Genomic DNA, 14,048 nt, shown 5'->3' on the forward strand with positions numbered 1-14,048 from the left:
AATCCTTTGTCACCCTGCTGAGGAGCATTGCTGTGTGCTGAACGCGCTTGAACTGCCGGGCGGCCCGCTCCGCAGTGGCATGAGGCATATGCACCGCAAGCCAATCGAGCCGCAGGCTGAAGAAAACGTGCTTTGCCCCTGCGAAGTGCCGCCAGGGCCGTGGTGGTCCCCAGGAGGGTTCCGGCAAAGATCCCGAAATAATTGGCAGGTCCTGAACAATGAGGAATAAATTTATCATTGGCCACGCACCCTTGGGTCCCCCCACATGCCAAAGCCACCGCGACCAATTTTTTCCGCCTCCGCAAGATCGGGCCGCATCAGAGCGCCATCCGGCTTTTTTGCCAGGCGGAGTGCACCCACCGAAACGAGTTGTTCTTCGAGATTGTCGACGGTGTCGAGTGACCCTGGATAGTAGTAGTACCCGAAACAGGTCACATCTTGCCGGGGGGCCTCCCGCTCCGTCAGGAAGGCGCGGCAAAACAGGACTTTTGCTTCCTTAACCATGACTTCAAGCTGTTGCCGGGCAAAGTCGGCGCATGTGCCGGCAAAACCCTCTTTGCGGTTGGCCATCTCGCCGCTACAGGTTTCCAGCCCGTAAAGATGAAGCCTCGTTTTCTGGTTTATTTCGATATCAACGGGCGACACGGCCAGGAAACCCCCAGGTGAGGCAAATCCCTTGCGGTCGACCACTTTCCCGGCCGGATCGTAATACTCGACCACGGCCACCGTCTTTCCTGGGGCTGCCAGGGATTTGACGTAGGCGGGGTCGATCGCGCCGGCTGCCCATGAGTGACCTGCAAGCACGCAAATCGCCAAAGCCACCGTCAACTTCTCATAGAACTTTACCAATTCTATTCTCATTTTTTTGTCTCCTGGGCCGATTTTGTACTTTTCAATCCGACATTTCGCGTGTAGGTATGAACACAATCGGTAATACAACTAAAGCATGATAGCAAGTTCTGTCGATAGCTCTGGCTGCAAAATCTAGCGTGGTCAGCACCGGAAAGCAAAAGCGAGGTGTATATGAGATCGAAGGAGATCGCCGCTTTCGCAGGCATCAGCTTCTTAATGACCTGCTGCATAAGTAAAGCTGATGCCACTGATATCTCACGTTTTTCATATGACCAACTTGCCGCCGCGCGGCCTACCGAGATCGTAGTTTCGACAAAGGGCGCGATTTCTAAGAACGAGTTTGTGTTGCGATCATCAGGCGCGTTGGCGAAATCCAGTGGCGGCAACATTGTGAACATAAGCGATGACATGTCAGCCAGCATGTCGTCCTTTTCTGCGCTGACCGGAGGGAAATCCATCGCCAAGCAACCGACTGAGATAGCGAATATAGTATATTCAAACCAAACGTCACCTTCGGTGGTGCCGGAATGCGGCCCCTCGCCGTTGAGCCCAGCAGAAATCGAAGCTTTGGTCGGCGCGACGGCAGCGGCCTACGCGATCGACCCTCATTTTGCCAAAGCCATTGCCTGGGCGGAAAGCCGATATGATCAGGTTCGCAACAGTCCGAAAGGTGCGCGCGGTCCGATGCAGCTTATGCCTTCCACCGCAACGGCTCTCGGTGTGCAGGACCCGTGTGAGCCGAAATCCAATGTCGACGGCGGCGTTCGTTATCTTAAAGCGCTGATCGACGAGTTTCAAAACCCGTTGCTTGCGGCTGCAGCTTACAACGCCGGAAGCCGCGCTGTGTACGACAATGGCGGGATTCCGCCCTACGGCGAAACCATTCGCTACGTTGCGGCGGTCATCAATCACCAGCTGGGGATCAAACCTGAGCAGGGGAAAGCTTCCTCCCGGAGGGCCATTGCGAGGAGGGACGGAGGCGGTTCCAGCGCACAGGCAAGCGATGACTCGAGCAGATCGGGCAGTCGGTTCGTCAAAGGCGTCATGCATTTCTAGAGTCAAGGAGACGTGAATGAAAACCACCCTTTCCGATCGGCAAAACAGGACGAGGCAGATAACGGTGATCTTGTTGATGCTGGCCGTGTCACAACTTCTTGCCAGCAACATCGCCATGGCACAGGCAACCAACCAGGCCTTTGCGCCGCTGCAGACGGTGGTTCAGGCGGTCGTGGATTTCATCACCGGCCCGTTCGGGCGCCTCGTCGCCATCATCGCGGTTATCGGCCTGGGCTTTCTGGCTTTTGCGGGCCGTTTGAGCTGGTTCACCGCAGGCGCAGTCGTGCTTGGCATTGGTCTGGTATTTGGAGCACCAGCGATCGTTGACCAGTTGATGTCGACAGTCGGGAACTGAGCGATGGCTGAATTTGAAGACGACAAGCCGGTCCTGACCCCCCTCGTCATCGGCTTGACCCGGTCGCCGACCCTGTGGGGCGTTCCGTACATGGCCGTCGTCATGGTAATCGGCCTGACGATCATCGCGTGGCTCGCCACAAATACCGTCTGGGCGCTGCTAACGGCACCTGTCGCCTACGTGATGCTTTTCACGCTGTGCACCTGGGACAGCCGGATCCTCGACGTGCTGCAGGTCGCAACACGTCTGACACCCAAGACCCCGAACAAATCATTTTGGGGTGCCAACTCTTACGGACCTTGACCGTCATGCTGAAGCTCATTCGAGAAGAACTAGGGTTTGGTAACAGACTCAGCCGCGAAAAACCAATGGCGAAGCATATACCCTACCTGCGACATGTCGCCGACACGGTCATAAAGCTGGAGAGCGGCGCCCTGCTCTCGGTCATTCGCCTTAATGGACTGCTTTTTCAGACCGAGGATCAGGCCGAGCTCAACATGCGATCCGCAGTGCAAAACACGATGATCAGAGCGCTCGGATCCAGCCGCTTTTCCCTATGGTCGACTGTCATCAGACGTCAGGTCGAGAGCGATCTGGACGGCGATTTCGCTGACCCGTTCTGCGACCTGCTCAATCGTCGTTACATGGCGCAATTGAGCGAAAAGCGCATGTTCACCAACGAACTCTATCTGAGTGTCATACGGTCTGGAATGCGCGGTGCCCTGGCACTTGGGGATAAAACGCGGCGCCTCATCTACAAATCAAGGTCGCGAGATGCCATCGACAACCAGATGCGTGAATCGGTGAGTGAGCTCGAAGAACTTGTCGGCAACATCTGCAAGGATCTCCAGAAATATGACGCACGCCCCCTCGGAATTGTCCATCGCAGGCAAGAACCTTATTCAGAGCCGTGCGAGTTTTTCCAGACGATCCTAAATTGCGGCATTCCCCGCCGGATGCGCCTGCCCCGCATGAACATTTCCAACTACATCGGAAGCTCGCGGCTGCATTTTTCCAGGCGCACGATGCAGGCTCAGGGGCCGACCAAGGGCGAGGATCGCCTTGGCGCGATGCTGTCGATCAAGGAGTACCCTCCTTTCACCGGTCCGGGCATGCTTGATGGATTGCTGCAGGTCAATCACGAATTCATTCTGACCCAGTCCTTCACCATCACGGACAAGCCGATCGCCCAGGAGCGCATTTCGCGTCTGAAACGGCAGATTGCGGCCTCAGATGAAGCCGGTAGCGATGTCGAAAACGATATCGACTTTGCCCTGAACAGCTTGATGAACCAGGAGGCGGTCTTCGGCCTCCATCACATGAGCCTGTTATGCCTGTCTCGCGATCTGGATGGCATCAATAAGTCTGTCTCCGACCTCGGCGCCTGCCTCACAGACATGAACGTCAACTGGCTGCGGGAGGACCTCAACCTGGAGGCCGGGTTCTGGGCCCAGCTTCCCGGCAATCATAGTTACATTGCCCGAAAGGCGCTTCTCTCCAGTGCCAATTATGCCGGTTTGTCGTCCATGCACAACTTTGCCACCGGCCAGACCGAAGGCACGCATTGGCACACACCCGTCACCATCCTGGAGACGACCAGCCAGACACCCTACTGGTTCAATTTCCACCGCAGGGACATCGGCCATTTCCTGGTGACGGGACCGACGGGCTCCGGCAAGACCGTCGTCTTGACCTTCCTCCTCGCTCAGGCATTTCGTGTTCGACCCACCCCTAAAGCCGTTTTCTTCGACAAGGACCGGGGCGGCGAGATCTTCGTGCGGGCCATGAACGGTGCCTATGAGGTGCTGACGCCCGGCACATCGTCCGGATTCAATCCCCTGCAGCTTGAAAATAGCGGACCCAACCGCGAATTCCTGCTTCGCTTGCTCAAGGCCATGCTTAGACACGGCGATGGCAGGGATTTCGACCAGGAAGAGGAAGACATTCTCGAAAGGGCGCTGCTCCGCCTGATGCAGGAGCCGGCAGCCCAGAGGAACCTAGCAAACCTCTCCGGTCTTCTGATTGGTCGCGCCCGCGCCGGCCCCAACGACCTGAGCGCCCGGCTAAGGCCGTGGATCGATGGCGAGAAGGCCTGGCTGTTCAATGCCCAGCACGATGTCCTCACCTTCTCCGAGCGACAGATATTCGGGTTCGACATGACCAGCATCCTCGACAATGAGGAGCTCAGGACGCCCGCGCTCATGTATATTTTCCATCGTCTTGACGAGCTTCTCGACGGCAGGCCGGTGATGATTTTCATGGACGAAGGCTGGCGCCTTTTGCGGGATTCGACGTTCAGCGAGTTTATCGTAGACAAGATGAAAACGATCCGCAAACTGAACGGCATCGTCGGCTTTGGCACGCAATCGGCCGCCGATATTGCCCGAGCGCCGGCATCACACACATTAATCGAGCAATCCTCTACGAACATCCACTTTCCCAATCCGCGAGCGGATGAGGAAAGTTACATCAGGCGCTTCGGGCTGACGGTGAAAGAATTCAACTTCATCCGGACGACACCCCCGGAAAAGCGGACGTTCCTGATCAAGCACGGCAATGACAGCGTCATTGCAAGGCTTGATCTCAACGCTATGCCGGACATAGTCAAAGTCTTGTCCGGCCGCAAGGAAACCATCGAGGAATGCGCGCGACTGAGAGATGCGCTGGGTGATGACCCTCACGTTTGGCTTCCTCAGTTTTGCGGCTGGGAGGCATGGCCATGAATCTTTTTGCCCTTCCCTTATTGGCTGTCGCTGTTTTCGAAATTCCCGTACATGCCTCGGCCGACGTCCCCGTGAGCGACAAGAATGTTTTGAAAGAAGACACTGCGCGCGCCGAGACGACGCGCAAAATCGAAACGGCTGACAAGGATCGCCATACGATCAATACCTCGGTCACCTGCTCCATGTACCGCCCATCCCGCCGCAACGATCCGGTTGGCGCCGCGGAGCAGAACGCTGAAATCTCCGGCCTCGTACGCCGTGTGGCCCGAGAAGTGGGCGTCAATGAAAACGAGTTCCTGGCGCTGGTTTATCAGGAAAGCCGGTTCAACCCTTGCGCCAAATCCGGCGTCGGCGCCACAGGCCTGGCGCAGTTGATGCCGGGGACTGCGGCCGAACTTGGCGTGAACGAGCACAATATCGAAGAGAACCTGCGCGGCGGTGCACGTTATTACAAGCAGCAGCTGTGGTGTTACAACGGCAATGTGGCTCTAGCGCTTGCCGCCTACAATTCCGGTGCTGGCAATGTCAATAAATATGGCGGCATCCCGCCCTTCAAGGAAACGCAGGGCTACGTGCGCAGTATCACACAGGATTGGCTCCCGGCCTTCGGTGGATCAGACAAATCCGGCATTCCACTGAACTTTGGTGGTGGCGAGACTGCTTATACAGGCATGCGAAACTCCACGCTGAACGCCATGGGCACGACCACAGCCACCACGGAAAGTCTCTCGAACGTTGGAAGCTGGTACCAGCAGTTGGCGCGGCTCCAGACCAGAACCATTCAGGACAGTTGGGACCACAATTCCACAGCGCGCAACGCCAATCTGGAAATGATGAACAACGTCATCAAGCTCGGCACCGTCATGGCCAACCTCATCAACTCGCGCAACGCCGTTACGATGTCCAACCTCTCGAGTTCCTCGCAATCGGCATCGAAAGACAAGAGTGAGGACAGGCCCGGGGACACCACAGATCTGTGCGATTCAAAACTAAACCTCATCTGGGATCCCGACAAACGAGCCTGCATCGAGAAACGGGAAACTGCTTCGAACGTGCAGTTGATGCTGCAACCACAATAGGAGCCAAATCATGAAACTGTTGAAATTGACTGCTGCTCTCGCCTTCTTGTCGCTTGGCGTTGCCCATGCCGATGTCCCGGTGATCGACAAGAAAAACTACGAGATCGCCAAGGAGACGGCGGACACAACCACGAAGATCCTCGACACCAACGCGAACATTCTGAAAACTGTTGAGGACACCCTGAAGGCCGTGACCGGTGAAAGAGGCAGCACGTCTCAACCAATGCAGAACCTTGCCATCGGACAGGGTTTCAGCGTCGCTTCGGTGCCCTCTCTCGACAGCCTCATCAAAGGCGGCGTTCCCGACTTCGGCAATATGAATGGTGACATCTCCAGGGTCGCGACGACTTTCATCAACGGCCTGCAATTGGTGAAGTCGCTGTCCGGCAAGGAAAACAGCGATTTCTCTGGGGATAAATCCTACGAGCAACTGGTCAATACTGTCCTTGGTGTTTCCGCCCTGATCAACGGATCGCAAAAGGCCACGGAAACGCGGCGCAGTGCGTTCGAGGCGGCCGGACAGAAGATCGGCACGGCCGAAGACATCAAAGGCTCTATCGACCAGAATACGCAGTTGCAGGTGCAATCTGGATTGACCCTCAACGAAATGATCGGCGTGATGAACGGGGCGGTGTCATCGCTGCAGGCGGATAATCAGCGGCGACTGACCGACATTTCCAACAGCAAAAAAGCGCTCGCCTATGGCGACTAATAGCCCGTCGCGATTTCTCCCTCTGGGCTTCCTGGTTGCAGCGGCACTTTTGACAGGCTGCGGGAGCGTGAAGGAAAAGACGGCCCCGTGCAAGCGGCCGGCTGAACTTACGTCCTATGCAGAGGATCGCCGGCAAAACTGTGGGCCGATGCGCAGTGTAAACGACCCAGCCCTCGCCTTTGCTGCGATCAGGTTGGAATAGAGGGCGGCGATGGAAGACTTTCTTGGAGATCTGCTTCAGCGCATCGAGGATTCGGGAACGTCGTTTTCCGAACAAGCCTACACCGTCGTCGGACAAGAGGTCATGCCCCTCCTGCAACTTATGCTCGTTGCATATGTCGCCTATTACGGCCTCCAGCTCTTCCTTGGGACCGCGCGTATTGGCGTGTCGGAGGTTGTCGGTCGCATCGTCCGCATGATGATCATTCTTGCTCTCGTCAGTTCATGGGCGAATTTCAACAATCTGCTCTATCAGTGGATCAATGACACGCCCGAAGACGTTGGCCGCGCAATCCTGGCCGCCTCCGGAACAGGAATAACCGAGCCCACCAACGGCCTTTCGCAGATCTGGCGAACCGCCAATCAGGCGGCGTCTACCTTCGCCGAGCAATCGGGTTATTTCTCGATCCTTCCCAGCATGATCGGCGTTTTAATCATGGTCGGCGCGGGGATCTTCATCGCCGTTGCACTGGCGATCCTGATCCTGGCCAAGGTGATGTTGTGGGTCCTGATTGGCACAGCGCCGATTTTCATCGCCTGCATGCTGTTCGAAAGAACCCGTGGTTATGGCGTCGGGTGGTTCAACCAGGTTCTCACCTACGCACTAATCCCCCTGTTCATCTATGTCGTCGCCTCATTCCTGATTGCTGCGATGAACCCAGAGTTGACGAAGATCCATGCGGCGAGCGGCTCAAGGACCCTCACGCTCGCCGATATCGCCGGGTTCCTCCTCCTGTGCGCCGCCGGTGCCTTCGTCATGCTTTACGTCCAGTCGATCGGGCAGGGCATCGCAGGCGGTATTTCATCCGGCGTTGGATCATTTGGCATCGGGATAGCCAGGAGATTCGGCGTGACTGTTCCGTTGACAACCGTGCGCGGAGCAAGTTCGGTCGGCCGCTCGGCCTACCGTGGTGGCCGTGCACTTCGCGACAGGTACAGGTCTGGCGGGAACAGCGACAGTTCGGGCACCAAGGCCGCGATGCAAACGAAGATCACACAAAACAGTACGCCTGCGTAGGCGGGTGCCAACGTTCGAAGGGCATGAGTGGGCAATGGCAGAAACGAACGACGAACGCTTGCGAACCTACTACCAGAGCGGCGACATCTGGGAACAGGAAGTCGTCAAAAAGGCCAAACGGTCGCGAGCGCTGGCATGGTTTGTCACGACCATCTTTGGTGCGATCACGCTCGTGAGCCTTGCGACGCTTGCCATGCTGGTGCCATTGAAGAGCTTCGAACCCTATATCGTCGAAGTCGACAAGAACACCGGCTATGTCGAGGTGAAGACCGGGCTCACAAGACCGACCAACCTGACCGAGCAGCAAGCGATCACCCAGGCCAATATCGTTCGCTATATCCGGTCGCGCGAAGGCTATGATCCTTTTGCCATCGAGCAGAATTTCGGCATGGCGGCACTTCTGTCGACTGGCAACGCAGCCCGCCAGCTCCAGGACCTCTACAGCGCTGCCAATCCACAGAACCCTGCAAGAATATACGGGCGCAACACGCGGGTGACGACGGAAATCGCGTCGGTCACCTTTCCCAACACGAGCACCGGGATCGTCCGCTTCACGACTGTCGAACAATCCGAGACCGAGTCCATTCCGCGGCATTGGATCGCTGTCGTGCGTTATCGTTACACCGATACACCGGCGACCAACGAATGGCGTTTTGAGAACCCGCTTGGATTCCAGGTCTACGACTACCGCCGCGATCAGGAGACGGTGACCGAGGGCGGTCGCTGATGATTCCTCGCATCCTTCTCGCCGCCACTTTGACGACAATCGGCTCTTTCTTGCCTGCCATTGCTGCGCAGACGCCAGCAGCTGGTCGGCTCGATCCGCGCGTCACAAGCGTCGTCTACCAGCCCAACAATGTTGTCCGTGTCTTTGCCACCTATGGCATTTCGACGATGATTATTTTCGACGAGGACGAGAAGTTCGAGACTGTCGCGCTCGGCGACACCGAAAGCTGGGATGTTGTGCCGACGGACAAGGGCAATATTCTCTTCGTCAAACCCAAAGCCAGACAGGTCACCACCAATATGAATGTGGTGACGACCAAGCGGATCTACTATCTCGAGCTCAATGACTACGCGCCCGAAGACGGCAAGAAGGTCTTTGGCATCCGGTTCGTCTATCCTGAAAAAGATCTCAGCGCCTCTCTTCGCAAAGAGGCTGAGGCGCGGGCCGCCAATCCAAACATGGCGGGCATCGACAAGGCCAACGTCAATATCGACTATTCTTTTTCCGGCGACGCAAAGCTGAAGCCGTCAATGGTGTTCGACGACGGCAAGAAGACATTTTTCAAGTTCGGCGCAACCGTTCCGGCAATCTTTGCTGTCAACGCCGACTTCTCAGAGACCCTGCGGAACTTCCGACGTGAGGGCGAATACATTGTCGTCGATGGGACTGCGACCCAATACACGCTGCGTGACGGCAACCGGTGGACCTGCATCTTCAATTTGAGAAAGCCTGACTTCGGGGCGCCTGACCCCGATATCATGGCGCCGAGCCTGGACGATAAGGCGAAAACACGCCGAAGGAGTGGAAACTGATGCAGCGGTCTCCAGAACTCGAAGCGATGCTTGCCGGCGATGAGGTTGACGTCAGAGACAAGCGCGCCCGACGAAAGCAACGACTGGGACGGGCCGCTCTCCTCCTATGTGGAGCGGCGCTGGCCTATGTCGTCGTGTTTGCTCCCGAGCAGCACAGGCCGGAGAGCGTCAGAGGCGACGAAGAGTTCACCACAACGACCTTCCGTCCACCATCGTTTCTTCGTGAGGGTGAGAAGCAGCCTGAAAAGAAACCTGAGCCGATTATCAAGCTGCCTGATCCCCCCATCGAGGAGAAAAAGGAGGAACCCTCAGATACGACAAAGTTCGAGGTCCCTGCTCCGCCGGGGACTGCAGAAACGATCGACGAAACAGCCACCGAGCCCGAAAAAATCGAGGAGTTTCCAAAAAGGTTCTTATCCAAGCAGGTTGTGATCGATTCGAACAAGGGCGAGAATGGTCGCGACACGCTGGGAGCAAGCAGTGCCGAGGGCGGACCGGCCGTGGCGGGCGAAGATCGAAACAGCAAGTTTCTGGCTTCCGCCTCAGCCATCGGCGACCGATCAGCCAAAGCCCGGCAAGTCGACCGCATTGATGCCATGATCCCCGAGGGAACTTTGATCCCCGGCGTCCTTGAGACAGCCATCAATAGTGACCTGCCTGGGCAGATCCGCGCCATCACCTCCCAGGATGTCTATTCCTTCGACGGTCGCCGCATCCTGATCCCGACCGGAACACGGCTCATCGGTGAATACCAGTCCGAGGTCACGCGTGGACAGAAACGCATATTTGTCATCTGGACGCGGTTGCTGCGAGACGACGGCGTGGCGGTTCGGCTCAACAGCATCGGCACGGACAGCCTGGGACGAACCGGCCTGACAGGTCTTGTCGACAACAAATGGCGGGAACGTTTCGGATCGGCAATCCTGCTTTCGATCGTTGGGGCGGGCTCCTCCTATCTGACAGGCTATGGCAGCAACCAATATAGTTCGGGAAGCGGCAACAATGGATCTTCGGACTCAGACCGCGCTGCGGAACTCGCGCGCGAGACGATCGCGCAGACCTTTTCCGACATGGCCAACCAGGCACTGGCGGAGAACCTGAAAATTCCCCCGACGATAAGTGTTCACCAGGGTGAGCGCATCTTCGTCTACGTCCGCCAGGACCTCGACTTCTCCGCAATGTATCCGGACCCGGTCGAGGAAGCGCTGAAGGAAATCAAGCATGAGCGAGGCATCCGCCAAAATCAAAGCCGCCGATAGTCCTTACTATTTCCTGTGGCGATCGCTTGACCCTCTTTCCGACTTTCTGTCCGATCCGGCAGTCGTGGAAATTTCGGTCAATCGACCAGGACACGTCTATATTGAACGGCTCGGCGCCGACGTGATGGAACATCATGAAATTCCATCCCTGACGATGGGCGAGATCGAAAACATCGGCGAACGCGTCGCCGGCGCGACGCACCAGTTCATAAGCCGGGCAAACCCGATCCTTTCCGCAGCCTTGCCAACGGGTGAGCGGATCCAGATCGTTCTGCCGCCGGCTGCAGCGGACGGAGGCGCCATCTCGATCCGCAAGCAGGTGACGAGTGACTTCACCCTCGAAGAGTATCGAGACAATGGCTCGCTGGCGAAGGTCTCTGTCGCATTGGGCGGCCTCAGCGACGTTGAGCAGACCCTCATCGAGCATCTTAAAGCGGAACGAATCTATGAGTTCATCGAGTCTGCCATTCGACAGCGGATCTCGATCCTGATCAGTGGTGGGACGTCGACGGGAAAAACGACCTTTCTCAATGCCTGCCTCAAGACGATTGACCCTTTTGAGCGCATCCTGACCCTCGAAGATACGCGCGAACTCTTTCCGCCACAAAGGAACGCCGTTCATCTCCTGGCGTCGCGTGGCGACCAGGGAACGGCGCAGGTCACGATTCAGTCGCTCCTCGAAGCGTCCCTACGAATGCGTCCAGATCGCTTGTTCGTCGGTGAAATCAGAGGATCCGAGGCTTTCGCCTTTTTGCGCGCCATTAATACCGGTCACCCCGGAAGCATGTCGACAGTTCATGCGGACACACCTCTCGGCGCATACGAACAACTCGCAATGATGGTGCAGCAAGGCGGTATGTCGGCAGGGTACTCCAAGCAGGATCTGATATCCTACATCCAGATGGTGATCCCGGTTGTCATCCAGTTGCGACGCGAGGGCGGCCGCAGGGGCGTTTCCGAAATCTACTACGCAAGGCATACGGCATGAGCAGGACATATCTTGCCGCCTATCTGCTGTTTTGCGTGCTAACCGCTGTTGCAGTCTGGATCATCGGCTATGGCTTGATACTTCAGTTCGTCTACAAGGACAGCCGCATCCTCCAATTGACCGTCACGGCCAACCCGTTTGCTCCGCTACAGCAATTTTGGCTCTATTCCGACCATCGAGCACTCCAGATCGCAGCGGTAGGAGCCCTCCTTCCCGCAATTGCGGTTGCCACGGGAGCCGGAGTTTTTGGCTTGCGCCGTCCTTTCAACCCGCTGGGAGACGCAGCGTTCCAGGATACTGCCTCGATCCGGAAGGGAAAGTGGTTTCGCAAGGAAGGCCACATCTTTGGCAGAATAGGCCACAACATCCTGCGGCGGCTTGATGATCGGCATCATCTCATCATTGGCCCGACTCGCTCGGGAAAGGGCGTCGGATATGTCATCCCCAACGCCTTGATGTTTCCAGGCTCAATGATCGTGACCGATCTGAAAGGAGAGATTTTCCAACAAACGGCAGGTTATCGGAAGGCAAACGGACACCAGGTGTTTCTGTTCTCGCCGGGGGCTTCAAAGACCCATCGATGGAACCCGATGGATTTTGTCCGGCAGGATCGCGGCAACCGCACCATCGACATCCAGAATATGGCAAGTATCCTGATTCCGGAAACGCCAGGGTCGGACAATGCCGTCTGGCAAGGAACCGCCCAACAAGTTATTGCCGGCGTTATCAGCTATGTGCTCGAAAGCAGCCGCTACCGGAACCGTCGCAATCTCGGCGAGGTCAACAGTATCTTCAACGCGGGCGTCGATCTGCAGGTCCTGATGAAGCTGATCAACGAGAAGGAGCCGGATCTTTCACGGTTTACCACGGACAGCTTCAACGCCTACATCTCCCTCAGCGAACGGGCGGCCCGCTCTGCGCTCCTCGATATCCAGAAGGCGATGCAGCCGTTTCGCAATGAACGCGTCATTGCAGCGACGAATGTGACGGACATCGACCTGGCTTCGATGCGCCGGCGGCCAGTTTCGATTTATCTCGCACCGAACATCAGCGATGTCACCATTCTGCGGCCTCTCCTAACCCTCTTTGTTCAGCAGAGCATGGACCTCCTCACCCGCGAGTTCGATCCCGGCGCCCTGCCCGCTTACTTCCTGCTCGACGAATTCCGGCAGTTGAAGAGGATGGACGAGATCATGAACAAACTCCCCTATGTCGCTGGTTACAATATCAAGATGGCCTTCATCATCCAGGATCTTAAAAGCCTGGATGAGATCTACGGAGAAACGTCCCGCCATTCTCTTCTCGGCAATTGCGGGCTGCAGCTCATTCTCGGCGCCAACGACCAGGCTACAGCCGAGTACGCCTCGCGCGCGCTTGGCAAGAAGACCATCCGCTATACGTCGGAGTCTCGAACCCGGGAACTGATGGGACTGCCTCGCCGGACGAAAGTTGAACAGATCCGCGAACGCGACCTGATGATGCCGCAGGAGGTTCGGCAGATGCCGGAGGATCGGATGCTCCTGCTCGTCGAAGGGCAGAGAGCTATATTTGGACAAAAGCTTCGCTTTCATCAACTGGCTGCATTTGAAAGTGCGGCGCGATTTGCTGCTGAGAACCAGCCGGCCATCCCGGAAGTGGATTTTGTCAGCCAATTGCAGGTTCCGGCAGTTGGTGAAGAGTATGGAGGTGTCTCGACGTCGGCAGAAGAGGAAAATGGACGGAACGAGGCTGCTGGTGGAAATGCGCCGACCGTTGTCGCCAAGGCAATGCAGTTGGCCCCTATCACGAAAATCGGCAACAAGCTGGACTCAGGGTTCACTGAAGGGCTTGGCGATGCAACAGATAAGGAAGCCGCAAAAATAGGAGCACGACTAAAGCCTACCGCAGAACGGCTGCGCGCGACGATCGATGCAAAGCTAAAGAAGGCTGAAGGCGTTTCATCGCGAAGCAGACAAAGCATCGCCGAGATTTTGAAGCAGACAGTCCCGGATCCCGCCGACGTCGGGCTCGTGTGAGCAGCGCGAAGCTTGTTGGGTACAATGGGCCCACGCACGGTCATGGAGGTTTACAGGCAGCACCATTCATTCGAGATTGTTCTGTGCACCGGCTATCTCTTTCCACAGGAGAGGCAGCATCGCGCAAGTCAGTGCTGAACGGAGACGTTGGATGAAGAGCTACTTTCCCTATATCATCGGTGCCCTTGTCGGAGCGCTGCTAGCAATTCTCCTATCGAGCCTATTTAGCCTTC

The 14,048-nt window shown here is 56.9% G+C and carries 15 protein-coding genes; 13 read left to right on the forward strand and 2 right to left on the reverse strand.

From position 1 onward, the window contains the following. Positions 1 to 234: 234 nt before the first annotated feature. Positions 235 to 861 (reverse strand): hypothetical protein, encoded by a 627-nt coding sequence (locus PHA01_RS06775; protein WP_271894172.1) that lies wholly within the window; start codon positions 859 to 861, stop codon positions 235 to 237. Beyond that, positions 858 to 1,310 carry a hypothetical protein gene (locus PHA01_RS06780; protein ID WP_271894456.1) on the reverse strand — a complete coding sequence of 151 codons (453 nt, stop codon included), beginning with the start codon at positions 1,308 to 1,310 and terminating at the stop codon, positions 858 to 860. The genes PHA01_RS06775 and PHA01_RS06780 overlap by 4 nt, the downstream gene beginning before the upstream one ends. 85 nt (positions 1,311 to 1,395) lie before the next feature. On the opposite strand from PHA01_RS06780, the gene PHA01_RS06785 reads away from it, so the two are divergent. Genes PHA01_RS06785 through PHA01_RS06845 form a run of 13 tightly spaced genes read left to right on the forward strand, consistent with a single transcriptional unit; the run spans position 1,396 to position 13,815 of the window. After that, the gene (locus tag PHA01_RS06785) at positions 1,396 to 1,908 is read left to right on the forward strand and encodes a lytic transglycosylase domain-containing protein (protein WP_334312001.1); all 513 of its coding nucleotides are present in this window, start codon (positions 1,396 to 1,398) and stop codon (positions 1,906 to 1,908) included. Between the two features lie 16 nt (positions 1,909 to 1,924). Next, the gene (locus PHA01_RS06790; protein WP_271894173.1) at positions 1,925 to 2,263 is read left to right on the forward strand and encodes a TrbC/VirB2 family type IV secretion system protein; all 339 of its coding nucleotides are present in this window, start codon (positions 1,925 to 1,927) and stop codon (positions 2,261 to 2,263) included. A 3-nt stretch (positions 2,264 to 2,266) separates the two neighbouring features. Then, positions 2,267 to 2,566 (forward strand): VirB3 family type IV secretion system protein, encoded by a 300-nt coding sequence (locus tag PHA01_RS06795; RefSeq protein ID WP_271894174.1) that lies wholly within the window; start codon positions 2,267 to 2,269, stop codon positions 2,564 to 2,566. A 5-nt stretch (positions 2,567 to 2,571) separates the two neighbouring features. Then, complete coding sequence (locus PHA01_RS06800) at positions 2,572 to 4,986, forward strand: VirB4 family type IV secretion/conjugal transfer ATPase (RefSeq protein WP_271894175.1); 2,415 nt, start codon at positions 2,572 to 2,574, stop codon at positions 4,984 to 4,986. Further along, positions 4,983 to 6,065, forward strand: a complete 1,083-nt coding sequence (locus PHA01_RS06805; RefSeq protein ID WP_271894176.1) for a lytic transglycosylase domain-containing protein — start codon at positions 4,983 to 4,985, stop codon at positions 6,063 to 6,065. The genes PHA01_RS06800 and PHA01_RS06805 overlap by 4 nt, the downstream gene beginning before the upstream one ends. A gap of 10 nt (positions 6,066 to 6,075) precedes the next feature. Continuing rightward, positions 6,076 to 6,777, forward strand: a complete 702-nt coding sequence (locus PHA01_RS06810; RefSeq protein ID WP_271894177.1) for a type IV secretion system protein — start codon at positions 6,076 to 6,078, stop codon at positions 6,775 to 6,777. Continuing rightward, on the forward strand, positions 6,767 to 6,979 hold the full coding sequence (locus tag PHA01_RS06815) for a hypothetical protein (protein ID WP_271894179.1): 213 nt from the start codon (positions 6,767 to 6,769) through the stop codon (positions 6,977 to 6,979). The genes PHA01_RS06810 and PHA01_RS06815 overlap by 11 nt, the downstream gene beginning before the upstream one ends. 9 nt (positions 6,980 to 6,988) lie before the next feature. After that, a complete protein-coding gene (locus PHA01_RS06820; protein WP_271894180.1) occupies positions 6,989 to 8,014 on the forward strand; it encodes a TrbL/VirB6 family protein in 1,026 nt (341 codons plus the stop codon). A gap of 34 nt (positions 8,015 to 8,048) precedes the next feature. Beyond that, positions 8,049 to 8,741, forward strand: coding sequence for a VirB8 family type IV secretion system protein (locus PHA01_RS06825; protein WP_271894181.1), 693 nt, complete (start codon positions 8,049 to 8,051; stop codon positions 8,739 to 8,741). Next, positions 8,741 to 9,553 (forward strand): P-type conjugative transfer protein VirB9, encoded by an 813-nt coding sequence (virB9, locus tag PHA01_RS06830; protein WP_271894182.1) that lies wholly within the window; start codon positions 8,741 to 8,743, stop codon positions 9,551 to 9,553. The genes PHA01_RS06825 and virB9 overlap by 1 nt, the downstream gene beginning before the upstream one ends. Next, a complete protein-coding gene (virB10, locus tag PHA01_RS06835; protein WP_271894183.1) occupies positions 9,553 to 10,812 on the forward strand; it encodes a type IV secretion system protein VirB10 in 1,260 nt (419 codons plus the stop codon). Before virB9 ends, virB10 begins: the two co-directional genes overlap by 1 nt. Beyond that, positions 10,775 to 11,800: a P-type DNA transfer ATPase VirB11 gene (gene virB11, locus PHA01_RS06840; protein ID WP_271894184.1), complete on the forward strand. Its 1,026-nt coding sequence runs from the start codon at positions 10,775 to 10,777 to the stop codon at positions 11,798 to 11,800. The genes virB10 and virB11 overlap by 38 nt, the downstream gene beginning before the upstream one ends. Continuing rightward, complete coding sequence (locus PHA01_RS06845; protein WP_271894185.1) at positions 11,797 to 13,815, forward strand: type IV secretory system conjugative DNA transfer family protein; 2,019 nt, start codon at positions 11,797 to 11,799, stop codon at positions 13,813 to 13,815. The genes virB11 and PHA01_RS06845 overlap by 4 nt, the downstream gene beginning before the upstream one ends. Positions 13,816 to 14,048 lie beyond the last annotated feature (233 nt).

Source organism: Candidatus Phyllobacterium onerii (assembly GCF_028331445.1).
GTDB lineage: Bacteria > Pseudomonadota > Alphaproteobacteria > Rhizobiales > Rhizobiaceae > Phyllobacterium > Phyllobacterium onerii.

What these genes read in the sequence shown, in the direction of transcription:
- PHA01_RS06805 (WP_271894176.1), top strand. Translation starts at nt 4,983, where the DNA reads ATGAATCTTTTTGCCCTTCCCTTATTGGCTGTCGCTGTTTTCGAAATT.
- virB10 (WP_271894183.1), top strand. Translation starts at nt 9,553, where the DNA reads ATGCAGCGGTCTCCAGAACTCGAAGCGATGCTTGCCGGCGATGAGGTT.
- virB11 (WP_271894184.1), top strand. Translation starts at nt 10,775, where the DNA reads ATGAGCGAGGCATCCGCCAAAATCAAAGCCGCCGATAGTCCTTACTAT.
- PHA01_RS06815 (WP_271894179.1), top strand. Translation starts at nt 6,767, where the DNA reads ATGGCGACTAATAGCCCGTCGCGATTTCTCCCTCTGGGCTTCCTGGTT.
- PHA01_RS06780 (WP_271894456.1), bottom strand. Translation starts at nt 1,310, where the DNA reads ATGGATTTCCCTCCGGTCAGCGCAGAAAAGGACGACATGCTGGCTGAC.
- PHA01_RS06825 (WP_271894181.1), top strand. Translation starts at nt 8,049, where the DNA reads ATGGCAGAAACGAACGACGAACGCTTGCGAACCTACTACCAGAGCGGC.
- virB9 (WP_271894182.1), top strand. Translation starts at nt 8,741, where the DNA reads ATGATTCCTCGCATCCTTCTCGCCGCCACTTTGACGACAATCGGCTCT.
- PHA01_RS06820 (WP_271894180.1), top strand. Translation starts at nt 6,989, where the DNA reads ATGGAAGACTTTCTTGGAGATCTGCTTCAGCGCATCGAGGATTCGGGA.
- PHA01_RS06775 (WP_271894172.1), bottom strand. Translation starts at nt 861, where the DNA reads ATGAGAATAGAATTGGTAAAGTTCTATGAGAAGTTGACGGTGGCTTTG.
- PHA01_RS06790 (WP_271894173.1), top strand. Translation starts at nt 1,925, where the DNA reads ATGAAAACCACCCTTTCCGATCGGCAAAACAGGACGAGGCAGATAACG.
- PHA01_RS06845 (WP_271894185.1), top strand. Translation starts at nt 11,797, where the DNA reads ATGAGCAGGACATATCTTGCCGCCTATCTGCTGTTTTGCGTGCTAACC.
- PHA01_RS06800 (WP_271894175.1), top strand. Translation starts at nt 2,572, where the DNA reads ATGCTGAAGCTCATTCGAGAAGAACTAGGGTTTGGTAACAGACTCAGC.
- PHA01_RS06795 (WP_271894174.1), top strand. Translation starts at nt 2,267, where the DNA reads ATGGCTGAATTTGAAGACGACAAGCCGGTCCTGACCCCCCTCGTCATC.
- PHA01_RS06810 (WP_271894177.1), top strand. Translation starts at nt 6,076, where the DNA reads ATGAAACTGTTGAAATTGACTGCTGCTCTCGCCTTCTTGTCGCTTGGC.